Annotated in this window: 17 protein-coding genes; 4 read left to right on the top strand and 13 right to left on the bottom strand. The window is 29.0% G+C overall.

The window, feature by feature from the left end:
- Positions 1–11: 11 nt before the first annotated feature.
- The 5 genes from ACIJYG_RS05675 to lgt form a co-directional block, all read right to left on the bottom strand.
- A complete protein-coding gene (locus ACIJYG_RS05675) occupies positions 12–713 on the bottom strand; it encodes a 50S ribosomal protein L25/general stress protein Ctc (RefSeq protein WP_435096118.1) in 702 nt (233 codons plus the stop codon).
- A 45-nt stretch (positions 714–758) separates the two neighbouring features.
- Positions 759–1,691 carry a ribose-phosphate pyrophosphokinase gene (locus tag ACIJYG_RS05670; RefSeq protein WP_435096115.1) on the bottom strand — a complete coding sequence of 311 codons (933 nt, stop codon included), beginning with the start codon at positions 1,689–1,691 and terminating at the stop codon, positions 759–761.
- 8 nt (positions 1,692–1,699) lie between these two features.
- Entirely contained in the window at positions 1,700–2,464 is a 765-nt protein-coding gene (pgeF, locus tag ACIJYG_RS05665; protein WP_435096112.1) for a peptidoglycan editing factor PgeF, read from the bottom strand.
- Positions 2,451–3,425: an SAM-dependent methyltransferase gene (locus tag ACIJYG_RS05660; protein ID WP_435096109.1), complete on the bottom strand. Its 975-nt coding sequence runs from the start codon at positions 3,423–3,425 to the stop codon at positions 2,451–2,453. The genes pgeF and ACIJYG_RS05660 overlap by 14 nt, the downstream gene beginning before the upstream one ends.
- Positions 3,426–3,495: 70 nt before the next feature.
- Positions 3,496–4,266 carry a prolipoprotein diacylglyceryl transferase gene (gene lgt, locus ACIJYG_RS05655; protein WP_435096106.1) on the bottom strand — a complete coding sequence of 257 codons (771 nt, stop codon included), beginning with the start codon at positions 4,264–4,266 and terminating at the stop codon, positions 3,496–3,498.
- 32 nt (positions 4,267–4,298) lie between these two features.
- On the opposite strand from lgt, the gene ACIJYG_RS05650 reads away from it, so the two are divergent.
- Positions 4,299–4,544: a hypothetical protein gene (locus ACIJYG_RS05650; RefSeq protein ID WP_435096103.1), complete on the top strand. Its 246-nt coding sequence runs from the start codon at positions 4,299–4,301 to the stop codon at positions 4,542–4,544.
- Here the strand turns inward: ACIJYG_RS05650 and ACIJYG_RS05645 are convergent.
- From ACIJYG_RS05645 to ACIJYG_RS05635, 3 genes are read right to left on the bottom strand one after another with little or no spacing between them, the layout of a single operon-like run.
- Positions 4,522–5,841 (bottom strand): ATP-binding protein, encoded by a 1,320-nt coding sequence (locus ACIJYG_RS05645; RefSeq protein ID WP_435096100.1) that lies wholly within the window; start codon positions 5,839–5,841, stop codon positions 4,522–4,524. The genes ACIJYG_RS05650 and ACIJYG_RS05645 overlap by 23 nt on opposite strands.
- Positions 5,822–6,499 (bottom strand): response regulator, encoded by a 678-nt coding sequence (locus tag ACIJYG_RS05640; protein WP_435096097.1) that lies wholly within the window; start codon positions 6,497–6,499, stop codon positions 5,822–5,824. The genes ACIJYG_RS05645 and ACIJYG_RS05640 overlap by 20 nt, the downstream gene beginning before the upstream one ends.
- Positions 6,492–6,929 (bottom strand): MarR family winged helix-turn-helix transcriptional regulator, encoded by a 438-nt coding sequence (locus ACIJYG_RS05635; RefSeq protein WP_435096094.1) that lies wholly within the window; start codon positions 6,927–6,929, stop codon positions 6,492–6,494. The genes ACIJYG_RS05640 and ACIJYG_RS05635 overlap by 8 nt, the downstream gene beginning before the upstream one ends.
- Positions 6,930–6,999: 70 nt before the next feature.
- Here ACIJYG_RS05635 and ACIJYG_RS05630 point away from each other — a divergent pair, with 70 nt between their 5' ends.
- Positions 7,000–7,881, top strand: a complete 882-nt coding sequence (locus tag ACIJYG_RS05630) for a branched-chain amino acid aminotransferase (RefSeq protein ID WP_435096091.1) — start codon at positions 7,000–7,002, stop codon at positions 7,879–7,881.
- Here ACIJYG_RS05630 and pgsA read toward each other — a convergent pair.
- From pgsA to uvrB, 5 genes are read right to left on the bottom strand one after another with little or no spacing between them, the layout of a single operon-like run.
- Positions 7,878–8,462 carry a CDP-diacylglycerol--glycerol-3-phosphate 3-phosphatidyltransferase gene (gene pgsA / locus ACIJYG_RS05625; RefSeq protein ID WP_435096088.1) on the bottom strand — a complete coding sequence of 195 codons (585 nt, stop codon included), beginning with the start codon at positions 8,460–8,462 and terminating at the stop codon, positions 7,878–7,880. The two genes, ACIJYG_RS05630 and pgsA, sit on opposite strands and share 4 nt — an antisense overlap.
- A gap of 2 nt (positions 8,463–8,464) precedes the next feature.
- The gene (uvrC, locus tag ACIJYG_RS05620; RefSeq protein WP_435087905.1) at positions 8,465–10,300 is read right to left on the bottom strand and encodes an excinuclease ABC subunit UvrC; all 1,836 of its coding nucleotides are present in this window, start codon (positions 10,298–10,300) and stop codon (positions 8,465–8,467) included.
- The gene (locus ACIJYG_RS05615) at positions 10,287–10,712 is read right to left on the bottom strand and encodes a dihydroneopterin aldolase (protein ID WP_435087903.1); all 426 of its coding nucleotides are present in this window, start codon (positions 10,710–10,712) and stop codon (positions 10,287–10,289) included. The genes uvrC and ACIJYG_RS05615 overlap by 14 nt, the downstream gene beginning before the upstream one ends.
- The gene (locus tag ACIJYG_RS05610) at positions 10,709–11,461 is read right to left on the bottom strand and encodes an SDR family oxidoreductase (RefSeq protein WP_435096085.1); all 753 of its coding nucleotides are present in this window, start codon (positions 11,459–11,461) and stop codon (positions 10,709–10,711) included. The genes ACIJYG_RS05615 and ACIJYG_RS05610 overlap by 4 nt, the downstream gene beginning before the upstream one ends.
- Positions 11,443–13,614 (bottom strand): excinuclease ABC subunit UvrB, encoded by a 2,172-nt coding sequence (gene uvrB / locus ACIJYG_RS05605; protein WP_435096082.1) that lies wholly within the window; start codon positions 13,612–13,614, stop codon positions 11,443–11,445. Before uvrB ends, ACIJYG_RS05610 begins: the two co-directional genes overlap by 19 nt.
- A 35-nt stretch (positions 13,615–13,649) precedes the next feature.
- On the opposite strand from uvrB, the gene ACIJYG_RS05600 reads away from it, so the two are divergent.
- Entirely contained in the window at positions 13,650–14,837 is a 1,188-nt protein-coding gene (locus ACIJYG_RS05600) for a pyridoxal phosphate-dependent aminotransferase (RefSeq protein WP_435087898.1), read from the top strand.
- A gap of 3 nt (positions 14,838–14,840) precedes the next feature.
- On the top strand, positions 14,841–15,497 hold the full coding sequence (locus ACIJYG_RS05595; protein ID WP_435096079.1) for an NAD(P)H-binding protein: 657 nt from the start codon (positions 14,841–14,843) through the stop codon (positions 15,495–15,497).
- Positions 15,498–15,570 lie beyond the last annotated feature (73 nt).

Below are 15,570 nucleotides of genomic sequence, written 5' to 3'. Positions count from 1 at the left end.
ACTTTAACAGTTTATTTCTTTTCTTCGGCAGCTTTTTTATCGTCACCCTCTTTTTTTTCACCTTCAGCTGCTGGTTTATCTCCATCTGCTGCTGCATCTGCTCCCGCCTCACCTTCTGCAGCTTCTTCTTCAGCTGGTTTTTCAGGTTCCTTCATTACTGTAGGTGCTGCTAGTGTTGCTATAACAAAGTCTCTTCCTTTAATTGTTGGAGTTACATCTGTTTCTAAATTAATTGATGATATCTTGAAACTTTCACCAATCTCAACACCATCAAGATCAATTACCAAACTTTCAGGAATTTTTTCACTTGGACATCTTAATTCTACTTTTCTTCTAACAATGTTTAAAACTCCACCCCTCTTTAAACCTGGAGATTTTTCATGGTTAATAAATTGAACAGGTACTTCAATACGTATTTTTACACCCGGTACTACTCTTAAAAAATCAACATGAATTGGTTCATCTGAAATGATATGATATTTAATCTCTCTTGGAAGAACGTTTTGTGGTTTTCCATCAACATTTAAAGTCACTATATTTGATAAAAAATTTTCCTTATCGATTAGAGATTTTAATAATTTTTTTGAAATTGATACTGTTTCATTTTGTGCTTCACCACCATAAATTACGGCTGGTACACCACCATTATTTCTAAGTGCACTAAGTTCACCCTTAGTTTTAGTGTTTCTAATGTTTGCTTCTAATGAAATCATAAAATCATGGGTTTTTAGCTCAAGTTCTTTAATAACTCAAGGTAATTATTTAAATAAATCTGAAACAGATGTTGAATTAGATATCCTTTTGATTGCTTCTCCCATTAAGCCTGAAATAGGCAGAACCTCAATGTTTTTAGCGCTTTTAATTTTGTCGTAGTTGTCAATCGTATCTGTAATGACAAGATTTTTTATTACAGAATTTTTGATTTTTTTTACAGCTTCACCACTTAACACTCCGTGCGTAATATAAACATAAACTTCTTTTGCACCTCTATCTTTAAGTGCTTTTGCGGCATTCACTATTGTTCCACCTGAGTCAATAATGTCATCAACAATTACACAAGTTTTGCCTTTAACATCTCCAATTACATTCATCACTTGTGATTGACCTGGCTTTGGTCTTCTTTTATCAACAATTGCTAGTCCCACATTTAATAGTTTTCCTAAGGCTCTAGCTCTTTCAGTTCCACCAACATCGGGTGCAACACAAATAATATTTTTATTTTTTATTTTTTTCTTTGCATGTCTTGCAAAAATAGGAGTTGCAAATAAGTTATCAACTGGAATATCAAAAAAACCTTGGATTTGACCGGCATGTAAATCTACTGTGACGACTCTATCAGCACCTGCTTTAGTTATTAGGTTAGACACAAGTTTTGCTGAAATGGAAGTTCTTGGAACAACTTTTCTATCTTGTCTTGCGTACCCAAAATATGGAATTACGGCAGTAATATTTTTTGCAGAGGATCTTTTTAAAGCATCTATACAAAGCAAAAGTTCCATAAGATTATCGTTAGCTGGCGATGAAACTGACTGAATAATAAAAATACTGTTTCCTCTAATATTTTCATTAATCTCAACATAAATTTCACCATCAGAAAAGTTTCTGATACTAGAGTTTACCAATTTAGACTTTAAATATTTTGCAATATTTTTGCTAAGAGGTTTGTTGCTATTTCCGGATAATAATTTCATTAAAAAAACTAATTAAGCATAATTATTGAAATATTTCTACCATAATCATTATGTTTTAATTTTAAAGCTCTTCTTGCGCTGAAAAATTTATTTTTGATATCAAAAGTATCAATATTTAAAACATCTATGTGTTTAACCTTTATAGCTTTAAGGGACTTATATATAAAACCAGTTAGATTAAAGTATAATTTATTTTTTTTATTCTTAAAAAATATTAAATTTTTTTTATCTCTTTTGATAAATTTTTTCTTAAAATCCTCTTTCACTTCATAGTTTTTTAGAGAAATAGACGGACCTATGACTGCAGTAATATTTTCTAAATTACAACCTTTTTTGATCATAAATTTAATTACATTATTTATTATGCCTTTATAGGCTCCTTTCCAGCCTGCGTGGATTGCAGCTATCATTTTTATTTTTTTGTCATAAATTAATATTGGTGCACAATCAGCTGTTAATACAGCAATAGGCAAGTATCTTTGATTAGTTATAATAGCATCAGCTTTAGGTTTATTTTTGTATTTATATTTTTGGTCGATGTATATGAATTTGTTACTATGAAATTGTTTAACTAAAAAAATATTTTTTGCTTTATTGCTAATTTTTTTTCTTACAATCTGTAAGTTTTTTTTAATATCAGATTTTTTATCAGACGAACCAGGCCCACAGTTTAAACTCTTGTAAATTTTTTTTGATTGACCACCGCTACTATTAAAAAAGCCATGCTTTAAATTTCTTAATCTCACTAATTTTTTTGATTTAATCAATTTCAAAACCTATCTTAAATTGATTTTTTGTCTTTTTTATCAACATCACTTTAAATAGCTCACCCATTTGTTTTTCATCTATAAGACGCCTAATTCTATAAAATAAATCTGATTTTTTTGAGAAAGGTATATTTTCACTTATAATTTCTGCTCTTTGAACTATTCCCATACTAGTTAAAAATTTTTTTTGATTAGTAAGTATTGAATTTAAATCATTAAATTGATCAACAAATTTTTTAAATAAACCAAAGTTAATATTATAAGTAATGTCAGAATCCCCAATATCTTCTAGAACATTTGAATATTTATGATTATTGATAGCTTGGAGCGTTTCATGCATTTTAAAATTTAAATATCCATAATCAATTATTAGTATTCCGCCATTATTTTTTTTTATTAGATCACAAATATTTTTTAAATAATCAAATGAGCTTGGTGAATATTCAATAATTTCTTGATCTTTTGAAATTTCAAAGTTCAGACTCTGTTCAATCTCTTTTATTTCTGTTAATTGCTCTTTAAATTCAGCCTTGTTTTCTTCTTTTAAATACACAAATCTTTCAACCCAACCTTCTTTTTTTTTAAAAAATTGTTTAATTGGTAGTGCATCAAAAAACTCATTAGCTACAAATATCGTCGGATATGAATTATTTACCTTTATATCTTCTATCCAAGTTATTTTTTCTGATTTTAAATTTAATTGTTGTTTTTTTTTTAAAAGTTCACTTTTTTCATGTATTTGAAAATTACAATTATTAAAACACCCTGAAAAATTTTTTAATGTTTCAATTATGACTTTCATCATTTCACCATTTCCAGCTCCAAGCTCAAGCAAATTAAATTTTTTTGGTGATCCGATACTTTTCCAAAAGGTTAATACCCAAATCGCAATCATTTCTGAAAATAGTCTTGTAATGTTTGGTGCGGTAATAAAATCTCCTTCTTTTCCAAAAGGATTTTTTTTCATATAATAACCCGAATCTTTATTATATAGAGCAAATTCTATAAATTGGTCTAAAGGTAAATTTGTTGTTCTATTAATCTTCATTTTTAAGATAAAAAAGAATTGTTCCAATCGTTACAAACACTAGGCTAATTATTTGTCCCATAGTTAAATTTAAAACTAAATAGCCTAACTGTACATCTGGCACTCTAAAAAATTCAATAAAGAATCTAAACAAAGAATAAAAAATTAAAAATAATGCTGAAATTAAACCAGGTTTTCTTAAATAGTCTTTTTTTATAAAGTATATCAACACTAAAAATAAAATTATACCTTCTAAAATTGCTTCATACAATTGAGATGGATGTCTTGATAAATTATCTACTTTAATAAAGACAACTGACCAAGGAATATCTGTAGTTATTCCATAAAGTTCAGAATTTATAAAATTAGCCAATCTTCCAAAAAAAATTCCTATTGGTGCTACTAGTGACACCTGATCTAAATAAGAAAATGGATTTTGATTATTTTTTTTTGCAAAAAAGAAACTTGAAATGATTACTCCTAATAATCCTCCATGAAATGACATTCCACCTTGCCATATCTTAAAAATATCAAATATATTATCTAAATAATATGAAAAGTTATAAAATATAACATATCCTAATCTTCCACCTAAAATTACTCCAATGATGAGATAAGCTATATAGTCATCAAATTTTTCATTTATATCTGAGTCTTTGATAAATACTTTTTTACATAATGACCAACCAATAACAATTCCCAAAATGTAAGCTAGAGAATACCATCTAATTTCAAATGACATAATTTGAAAAGCGACTGGGTCAAAATTATTGATGAACATTTTAAATAATACTTATATTATATATCCTAAATATGAAAAATTCTAAATTTATAATTGATAAACTTGGTAAACTTTTTGAACAAGGTATTATCTCCTCAAAAGATCTTAGTTCAGAGCTTTTTAATATCTTGAAATCCAAAAGAGATGAAATTGTTTTTAAAATGAAACTCGTCAGCAAGGACGAATTTGATGTGTTATCAAAACGAGTTGAAAATTTAGAAAATAAAATTAAAAAATTGGAAACAAAAAAGAAAACTAAACAGGTAAAAAAATCTTAACACGAAGTCCGTTCATTTTAGATTTTTCAAGAACAATATTTCCCCCATGAGATCTGATAATATCTGATGCTATAGATAATCCAAGACCGACACTTGACTTGGACTCTGCTCTACCTTTGTCAATTTTATAGAATGGCTTGAATACATTTTCATGTTCCTTTTTTGGAATACCAGAACCATCATCATCAATGATAATTAACAAATTTGTATTTTCTTTGTTAAGTTTTACTTTAACTTTATTTCCATATTTTAACGCATTATCAATTATATTATTAAGACATCGATTAATTAAATTTTTTCTACCATTGAGATAAACTCTGGGTATTAAATCTTTTTGAATATTTTTGTTATTATATTTGTTAACAATTTGTTCTATCAATTCTGATAAGTTGAACATCTCATCTTTTTCAATATAGGATGAACTTGTAAATTGCAGATATTCATTAAGCATTTTTTCCATCTCATTAATATCCTCTGCTAGTTTTTTAGCTAAATCCTTATCTGTAATGAAAGCAACTTGTAGTTTCATCCTCGTAAGAGGTGTTCTCAAATCATGACTTATGCCAGATAACATCTCGGTTCTTTGATTTAAATGTTTAAGAATTCTTTTTCTCATTTTATCAAACTCATGTCCTGCTTGTCTTATTTCCAAGGCACCTGAAGGTTTGAATTCCACTATTTCTTCACCTTTACCAAATTTTTCAGCAGCACGCGCAAGATTGGTAATTGGTCTAGTTTGATTTTTTAAAAATATTAATGAAATCATAACCATTATAATTGCTGGAACAGTTATCCAAAGCGCAAATATTCGTGCGGACGAACTAGTAACTCTATCTCTAGGTACTAAAAATCTAAAGTATCCATCTTCATATTTTATTCTTATATCAATTAATTCTTTATAACTTGTTGTATCAAACCAAAATTCACCAAGATTAAAGTTTGATTTTAATTCTCTTCTAAGAGTTCTATCAATTGGACTGAATGTTCTTTTATTATATTTACTATTAAAATTTTTATTATTAACTTGCTCTATGTTTAGATCTATAAATAGAGAAAAGAGATTTTTTAATTCATCTTTATCAATTTTTTGATTAGCATAAACTTCAACAAATAAATTAATTTCATTAATTAATGCCTTGGTCATTCCTTTATTAGTTTTGATCCAAAGGCTGTCAAAAAATACAATAGTTATGATTAATTGAAGAACTAAGACAGGAGCAGCTACAATTAAAAGGGCCCTATAAAACAATCTTTTAGGTAATATTTTTTTTAAAAAATTACTCAATCCAAAGAACATATCCTGCACCCCTTATTGTTTGTAAAAATTTTGGATTTTTGGGATCAATTTCAATTTTCTTTCTTAATCTTGTAATAATTACATCTATAGATCTTTCTTTATCTAGCTCTATTAATTGACCAATATTCTCACGTGAAAATGTTTTACCTGGATTATTAATCATTTTTTCTAATATTATTTTCTCTGTATTGTTAATTTTAAACTCATTATCATTTTTAATAATTAATAGTTTATTTAAGTCAATTTTAACATTTTCAAACTCTATAATTCTAACTTGTTCAGTTTTTATAGTTTTATTTAAAATATTTTTAATTCTTAAAATTAATTCTTTTGGTTCAAATGGTTTTGGTAAATAATCATCGGCCCCAACCTCTAATCCCTCGACCCTTTCATTTGCTTCACCCTTAGCAGTCAAAAGAATAATAGGTGTATCTAATTTTTTTTTATGATCTCTGATAAATTCTAGTCCATTTTTTCCAGGCATCATTATATCTAAAATTATTAAATCAAATTTTATGATACTAATTTTTTCTGATGCATTTTCTGCGCTATCAGCAGTCGTGACTAAAAAACTATTTTCATTCAAATATTTTTTAACCAAAGATCTAATTCCATCATCATCATCAACAACTAGAATATGTGCAATAAATTTATCCATTTATAATTTTAGTTAAAACATTATCAAAATTAATTACTTCCTCTGAACTCGAATTAAGTAAGGCATTGTAAATCCTTTTCTTTTGTAGATCGAAAATTTCATTAAATATTTTTTTTCCTTTTTCGTTTAAAAAAATATGCTTTACTCTTGTGTCTAAATCATCTCTTTTAAAAGTTACAATTTCCAATTTAATTAGATCTTTTAGTACCCTGTTTAAACTTTGCTTTGTCACTTTCAGCCGTTTTAAAAGCTCTGAAATCGAAATACCTTGGTACATTGACAATAGGTGAATTACTTTATGGTGGGCTAATCCAATAGAGTGTCTATCTAATACTTTTTTGGCGTCTGAAAATGTTTCTCTGTAACTTACAAATAATTTTTCAATTAAATCTTTTAGTTGTTCATCTTTTAAATATAAAAGTTCTTTCATTATAGGTAAGTTATATTGACATATTAAAGATACAAAGATAATTTTCACTAATAATTTAAAAATTTCATACATGGTGCCGTACGATAATAGATCTGGAAAAATTTGGTATAATAGTGAGCTAGTTGATTGGGCTGACGCTAAGATACACGTTTTAAATCATGGACTACACTATGCTAGTTGTGTTTTTGAGGGTGAGCGTGTGTATGATGGTTCTATATTTAAATTAGAGGAACACACTTCAAGACTTTTTTATTCAGCAGAAAGAATGGGAATGACAATTCCTTACAGCGAAAAAGAAATAAATGATGCCTGCAATAAAATTATTTCAGTTCAAAAAGTAGAAAATGGATATGTAAGACCTACTATTTGGAGAGGTAGCGAGATGATGGCGATTTCTGCACAACAAACAAAAATTCATGTTGCTATAGCGACTTGGGAGTGGGGCTCTTATTTTGATCCAAAACTAAAAGTAGAAGGAATAAAATTAAATATTTCAAATTGGCGAAGACCAGCTCCAAATACAATTCCTTGGGATACAAAAGCTTCAGGTCTTTATATGATTTGTACTTTATCTAAGCATGAAGCAGAAAAACAAGGATACACAGACTCATTAATGTTAGATCATGATGGAAATGTTGCTGAAGCAACTGGAGCAAATATTTTTTTCAAAGATAAAAATGGAGAAATTCACACTCCAATTCCAGACTCTTTTTTAGATGGAATAACAAGAAGAACAGTTATTGAAATTGCAAAATCTAAAAATATTAAAGTTCATGAAAGAAAAATAAGTCCATCAGAACTTTCTAATTTCGTTGGATGCTTTTTGACTGGAACAGCTGCGGAAGTAACACCAGTCTCATGTATTGCTGAGAATCAATTTAAAGTATGTGAAACTATAATTGATTTAAATGAAAGTTATCAAGCTTTAGTAAGAAAGAAAAAAGCAGCCTAATTCTTGTTGTCTTCTGACATCGCGTGATCTATTCCTTTACGCATATAATCATACCCAGTGAAAAGTGTTAAAAATGCTGAAAGCCAAAGAAGAATAATTCCTATAGTTTGTGCATTATAATCTTGAAAATTAATAATCTTATTTCCTGTCTCTCCTGAGAGCAAAAGACCAATCGATACCATTTGTAAAACAGTTTTTAGTTTTGCAAGATTTGATACTGGAAGTTTTATTTGACCTTTAGCTAAAAATTCTCTTAATCCTGAAATTAAAATTTCACGTGTAAGAATAATTATAGCAGCAATAACCTCATAATTTCTAATGGTACCATCCATTACTAATAAGATTAATGCTGTAGCTACAATAATTTTATCTGCAATTGGATCTAATAATTCACCCAATTTAGACTCTTCCCCAAGCATTCGAGCCAACATTCCATCTAAAAAATCAGTGAACGAGGCAACTATAAACAATATGAGCGCAGTCAAATCTCCATAAAAGCCTGGTAGATAAAAAGCCAAGACAAAGAAAGGGACAATTATTATTCGCCCAATGGTTAATATATTAGGAATTTTTCTAAGCATAATTATTCATGAAAGAAGTTATATATCTTTTTTGCAACTTTTTCCTCAACACCTTCTACAGACTTTATCTCATCAAAACTAGCAGACTCAACGGATCTTGCTGAACCAAAATGGTTTAATAATGCCCTTTTTCTAATAGCGCCAATACCATCGATCTGATCTAGCAATGATTTCGATAATCCTTTAGCTCGTTTTGCTCTATGCGAGGTAATTGCAAATCTATGTGCTTCATCTCTAAGTCTTTGCATAAAAAATAAAGTTGGATCATTTTTTTCAAATTTATAGCTTTTACCATTGTAGAAGAATGTTTCGTCTCCACTATTTCGCATTTTACCTTTTGCAATAGCAATCATTGGAAGGTCATGTAGACCCAATTCATCTAGCACTTCTTTTGCTGAAGAATATTGTCCTTTTCCACCATCAATCAGTATTAAATCTGGTAAGGTTAAATAATTACCTTTTTCTAAAATTGCTCTTTTAAATCTTCTAGATAAAACTTCTTTAAGCATGGCAAAATCATCTTGCTCTGCACCTTTTGTTTTAATATCAAATTTTCGATATCTCTTTTTAACAAAACCTTCATTGCCAAATGTAACCATTGCCCCAACACTGTTGGTTCCTGAAATATGACTATTGTCATAAACCTCAACTAAATTGATAACATTTTTTAAATCAAATTTTTTAGCAACACCTTCAAATAAATTCTTATTATTATTTGTTTCATAAAGTTTTCTATTTAAAGACTCCTTTGCATTTTTTTCTGCCATTGCAACAACTTTTGCTTTAGTTCCTTTTTTTGCTGTATTGATGGAAATGCTATTTCCTTCTTTTTTACTTAAAGTTTCTTCTATTAATTTTTTATCTTTGATATCACTATTAATAATAACTAATTTAGGAACAGTTTTATTTTCATAAAATTGCATTAAAAAAGAAGACATAATTTCTGAAATTTCTTGATCTGGATCATGTTTTGGAAAGTAAGCTTGATTACCCCAATTTTGTTTTGATCTATAAAAGAAAACTTGAATACAAGCTTTCCCAGATTCTTTATATCCAGCAATCACATCAGCATCAACTAGGTTTGCCTCATTAATTCTTTGTGAAGATTGAATGATATTTAGAGATTTTATTCTATCTCTAAAAATTGAAGCTCTTTCAAAATCAAGTTGATCACTTGCGGCCTCCATTTCTTTAGAGAGATTTTTTTGAATATCTCTAGATTTACCAGAGACAAATTGAATTGCTTGATCTACCGAACTTTTATAGTCATCTTTATTTATGTATCCCACACAGGGACCTGAACATCTTTTAATTTGATAAAGTATACAAGGTCGTTTTCTATTTTTAAACGTACCATCATCACAAACTCTTAATTGAAATATTTTTTGAAGCATCTTAATAGTCCAGTTTGCAGTGCCTGCAGACGCAAAGGGACCAAAGTAAAATCCTTCTTTTTCTTTTTTCCCTCTATGTTTTGTAACTCTTGGCCATTGTTCTTTTTCACCAATAAATATGAAGGGAAATGATTTGTCATCTTTAAGTAAAATATTGAATTTTGGTTTATGTTTTTTTATTAAATTTGCTTCCAACAGTAAGGCTTCACTCTCATTTGCAGTAGTTGTGATCTCAAGCTTAAAAGTTTGAGACAACATTCTCTCTGTTCGAATGATGTGGTTTTTCTCTGCCACATAACTTTTTAATCTATTCGGTAAATTTTTGGCTTTACCCACATAAAGAATATCATCTTTGTGATTAAGCATTCGGTAAACACCAGGGCTTTTAGGAATTAATGGAAGCTCTTTTTTTATTACTTCTTTTCCAAGTTCAGAGCTTTTCATGACTTCTTTTTTTGGTAATTTGAATACCAACTGACGTACATTCTTTTAAAATCTCTAATTTTTCAATTTGAAGCATTATTTTACCAATCCGTTTGTCTTTGAATAAAATATCAAAAACATCTTCCGCAAGTGTTTCTAAGAAATTGTAATGCTTATTTTTGGTAAGTTTTTTGATCAATTTTACAACTTGCCCATAATTTACAATAGATTTGATATCCTTGTCACTGGTTGGTTTTTTATCTTCATAATCAATTTCAAGGCTAAATTTTACTTTTTGGGGCTTCTCTTTTTCAAATTCGTAATAACCAAGTTTTAAATCCAAGGTTAATTCTTTGATTAGAATTTTTTTTTCGTAGTTAAATAAACTTTTATTTTTATCTATTTTTACAACTTTAAAATTACTTTTTTTCATTCTTTTCCAATTACATCTGGTGTTTGCCAGTTTAAATTTTGTCCACTATCAATAGCTAATACTTGACCTGTAATAGAACTGTTTTTAATAAAAAAGTCAACAGCATTACATATTTCTTTAACATTCACCTGTTGCTTTAAAGGTGTAGCTAAATATTGTTTTTTAAAATGTTTATCTGTTTGACGCTTATTTTTTATTGTTGGTCCAGGAGCTATACCGTTTACTCTTATGTTGGGAGCCAAACTCATAGCACTTGTTTTTGTTAATGTGTAAAGTCCAGTTTTACTTAATGTGTATGAAGTAAAAAATGGAGTTAGTTTAAAAACTCTTTGGTCAATAATGTTTATGATATTATTATTTTTACCTTTAATATTTTTTGCAAATTCTTTTGTTAAGAAAGCAGGAGCTTTTAAGTTTACATCCAAATGATTATTCCAACTTTTAGATGTAAAATTTTTTAAATTATCATTTTCAAACAATGAAGCGTTATTAATTAAACAATCAAAGTATTTTAATTTTGATTTTGCAAACTTGATAATTTTTTTTAAATCATTTTCTTTGGATAGATCTCCTTTAATCAACCAAACTTTTGTTTTATTTTTCTTTAGTTCTTTTTGTAATTTCTCAGCATTTAATTTTGATTTATTATAATGAATAACAATTTCCACATTTGGACCTGATAGCTTTTTAGCAATCGCAGCACCCATTCTAGTTGCTGCTCCTGTTATAATTATTTTGTTTGCTTCCACTTTTTTTTACCTTTTTGAGCTCTTGTACCTGGAAGACCCATAGTTGATCTACCTTTTGGATACATTTTATTATTTGAACTATATTTTTTTACCTTTGGATTTAAAGTAATTTCTAGTTCAGATGCTTCAAGTTTTCTAATTTCATCCCTAATTTTTGCTGCTTCTTCAAACTCAAGGTTAGTTGCTGACTCTTTCATTCTTTTATTCAGAGCTTTTAGGTGTTTCTTAAGATTACCACCAATATTTTCATCAGTTCCAACTTTTACATAGTCTTTCTCATAAACACTTTCAAGCACATCTCCAATTTCTTTTTTTATACTTGTTGCACTGATCTTGTGTTTTTTGTTGTAAGCTACTTGAATAGTTCTTCGTCTATCTGTCTCTTTGATTGCATTTTTAATACTTTTTGTTTCCTTATCTGCATAAAGAATAACTTTACCCTCTAGATTTCTTGCAGCTCTTCCAATAGTTTGAACCAAAGAAGTCTCAGATCTTAGAAAGCCTTCTTTATCTGCATCTAAAATTCCAACTAATGCACATTCTGGAATATCAAGTCCTTCTCTTAGTAAATTAATTCCAACTAATACATCAAATACTCCAAGCCTTAGATCTCTCATGATTTCAATACGCTCTAAGGTGTCGATATCAGAGTGCATGTATCTAACTTTGATACCATTTTCGTGAAGATACTCAGTTAAATCTTCGGCCATCTTTTTAGTTAAAGTAGTGACTAATACTCTAAAGTTGTTGTTAATTACTTTTACACACTCATGCATTAAGTCATCAACCTGGTTTTTTGCAGGCCTAATTTCAACTGGAGGATCTATTAATCCTGTGGGTCTAATGATTTGTTCGACAAATTTATTTTTTGTTTGTTTTAGTTCCCATGGTCCTGGTGTAGCTGACACAAAAACTGTTTGCGTTCTCATTGCATCCCATTCTTCAAATTTAAGTGGTCGGTTATCCATACAAGAAGGTAATCTAAAACCATACTCTGCAAGATTACTTTTTCTTGATCTATCACCTTTATACATTCCATTTAATTGAGGAACAGTTACATGACATTCATCAACAAAAATTAAAGTATTGTCTGGAAAATATTCAAATAATGTAGGAGGGGGCTCTCCAGGTTTTCTTCCAGATAAAAATCTTGAATAGTTTTCGATTCCAGCACAAGATCCAGTTGCTTCAATCATTTCTAGATCAAATTTAGTTCTTTCTTCTAATCTTTGTGCTTCAAGTAATTTATTTTGTTCTTTAAATTTTTTTAAAGTTGCCTCTAGTTCTCTTTTAATTTTAATTATTGCTTGTTCAATAGTTGGTTTGGGTGTGATGTAGTGACTGTTAGCATAAACTTTAATTACATCAAGTTCACTAACCAAATCTCCTGTTAAAGGATCAAACTCTTCTATCTTTTCTAATTTGTCTCCAAATAAACTTAATCTCCAAGCACGATCTTCTAGGTGAGAGGGAAAAATTTCAAGATATTCTCCTCTAGCTCTAAAAGTTCCTCGATAAAAATTTTGATCATTCCTTTTATATTGAAGTGCTACTAAAGATTTTATTAATTCTTCTCTGTTGTAATCATAATTAGTCTTTAAACTTAAAGTCATCTTGCTGTAAGCCTCAACAGATCCTAGACCATAGATACAAGAAACACTTGATACAATAATAACATCGTCTCGCTCAAGAAGTGATCTTGTTGCCGAGTGACGCATTCGATCGATTTGCTCATTAATTGAAGCTTCTTTTTCAATATAAGTATCTGAACGTGGAACATATGCTTCTGGTGTGTAATAATCATAATAAGATACAAAATATTCAACTGCATTATCTGGAAAGAAAGATTTCATTTCTCCATATAGTTGAGCAGCCAATGTTTTATTTGGAGCAAGAATTAAAGCTGGTCTATTAGTTTTTTCGATAACCTTAGCCATAGTAAAAGTTTTTCCAGATCCAGTAACACCCAGTAAAACCTGACTAAGTTGATCTTTATTTGCGCCATTAACTAATTGTTTAATGGCTTCAGGTTGATCCCCTGCAGGCTTAAAATCAGTTTTCATCTGAAACTTTTTACCTCCCTCAAGCTTAGGGCTGATCCCAGGATTTTTATTTTGAATTTCGGTAATTAAATCTTGATAAGTATTCTGCATTATTTATAAAACTAGTAGATTAAAATTATATTTCAATGAGCATAATATCAGACAGTTTAAAAAGAATTAAACCATCACCAACTATTGCTGTTACTCAAAAAGCAAGAGAATTAAGAGCTGCAGGCAAAGATGTAATTGGCCTTGGTGCTGGTGAACCAGATTTTGATACTCCAGACAACGTAAAGAATGCAGCAATTAAAGCTATTAAAAATGGAGACACTAAATATACAGCAGTGGATGGAACTCCCGCTTTAAAAAAAGCAATTATAGCAAAGTTTAAAAGAGAAAATAAGTTAAGTTACACAGCAGATCAGATCACTGTTGGAACTGGTGGTAAGCAAGTTTTATATAACGCATTCATGGCAACTTTAAACAAAGGTGATGAAGTTATAATCCCAGCACCTTTTTGGGTGTCTTATCCAGATATGGTTTTATTATCTGGAGGAAAGCCAAAAATAGTTAAATGTACTGAACAAGAGGGATTCAAACTTACACCTTCAAAATTAAGAAAAGCTATTACAAAAAAAACAAAATGGTTAATTTTAAACTCACCCTCAAATCCAACAGGTGCAGGTTACACTAAAAAAGAAATTGAGGAATTGGCAAAAGTTTTAGTTAAAAATAAAAAAGTTCATATTTTGAGTGATGATATTTATGAGCATATTAAATATGATAATTTTAATTTTTATACCATCGCACAAAATTCAAAATTAAAAGATAGAACTCTTACTATGAATGGTGTTAGTAAATCTTATGCAATGACTGGTTGGAGAATAGGTTATGCGGCAGGTCCAAAAGATGTAATTAAAGCGATTGGTAAAATTCAATCACAATCTACATCTAACCCATCTTCAATAAGTCAAGCAGCAGCTGTTGAAGCCTTAAATGGTAATCAAGGTTTTATTCAAAAAAGATCAAAAGCTTTTAAAGAAAGAAGAGATTTTGTTGTTAAAAGTTTAAATAATATTAAAGGCATTAAGTGCTTAACACCTAATGGTGCTTTTTACGTATTTCCAAGCTGCAAAGGTCTCTTAAACAAAAAAACAAAATTAAACACAGATACTGATTTTGTTCAAAAATTACTTGAGAAATCAAATGTTGCCGTAGTGCAAGGATCAGCCTTTGGATTAGATGGTTATTTTAGAATTTCATATGCTACTTCAATGCAAAATTTAAAAAAAGCAATGGAGAGAATAAAAACTTTTTGTGAAAGTTTATCTTAAGAAGTGAAAACAGCCTTATTATTTGGTGCATCTGGGTTAGTTGGAAGCCATGTTTTATATCAATTAATTAGCAATAATAACTATTCTAAGATTAAGTTATTTGTTCGTTCATCAATAGATACAAGTGATCCAAAGATCGAAATTATTCAAACAGATTTTAATAATTTAGAAAATCATAGAGAAGATATCAAAGGGGATGATTGCTTCTTTTGTATTGGCACTACAAAGAAAAATTCACCAGATAAAAATGAATATAAAAGAGTGGAGCTTGAGGTTCCAAAACAAGTTGCTCAAATTGCAAAATCAAACTCAGTAAATTCATTTGTTTTTATCTCATCTGGTTATGCAGATCCAAAAAGTTCAGGAGATTATTTAAAATTCAAAGGAGAAGTAGAAGAAGAATTAAAAAGACTTAATTTTCCAAACCTAGGAATAATGAGACCTTCTTTTTTATTAGGAGATCGAAAAGAAAAGAGAATAGGCGAGAAAATAGGAATTTTTGTATTTAAATTATTATCTACTCTATTTTTAGGGCCTCTAAAGAAAATGAAACCCATTCAATCAGCAACTGTTGCAAAAGCAATGATTGCCATTACTCAAAATAAAGTTTCAAAAACAATTTTTGAGTCTGATGAGATAGCTGACTTAAGTAGTTCATAATTTTAATCTTCATCACACGTCCTCAAAATGTAGAAAATTTATATATATTTATTTCTAACTAAAATATATTGTT

This window comes from Candidatus Pelagibacter bacterium nBUS_27 (genome assembly GCF_051200985.1).
In the GTDB taxonomy this organism is placed as follows: Bacteria; Pseudomonadota; Alphaproteobacteria; order Pelagibacterales; family Pelagibacteraceae; genus Pelagibacter.
This window is presented reverse-complemented; position numbering and strand designations above follow the sequence as displayed.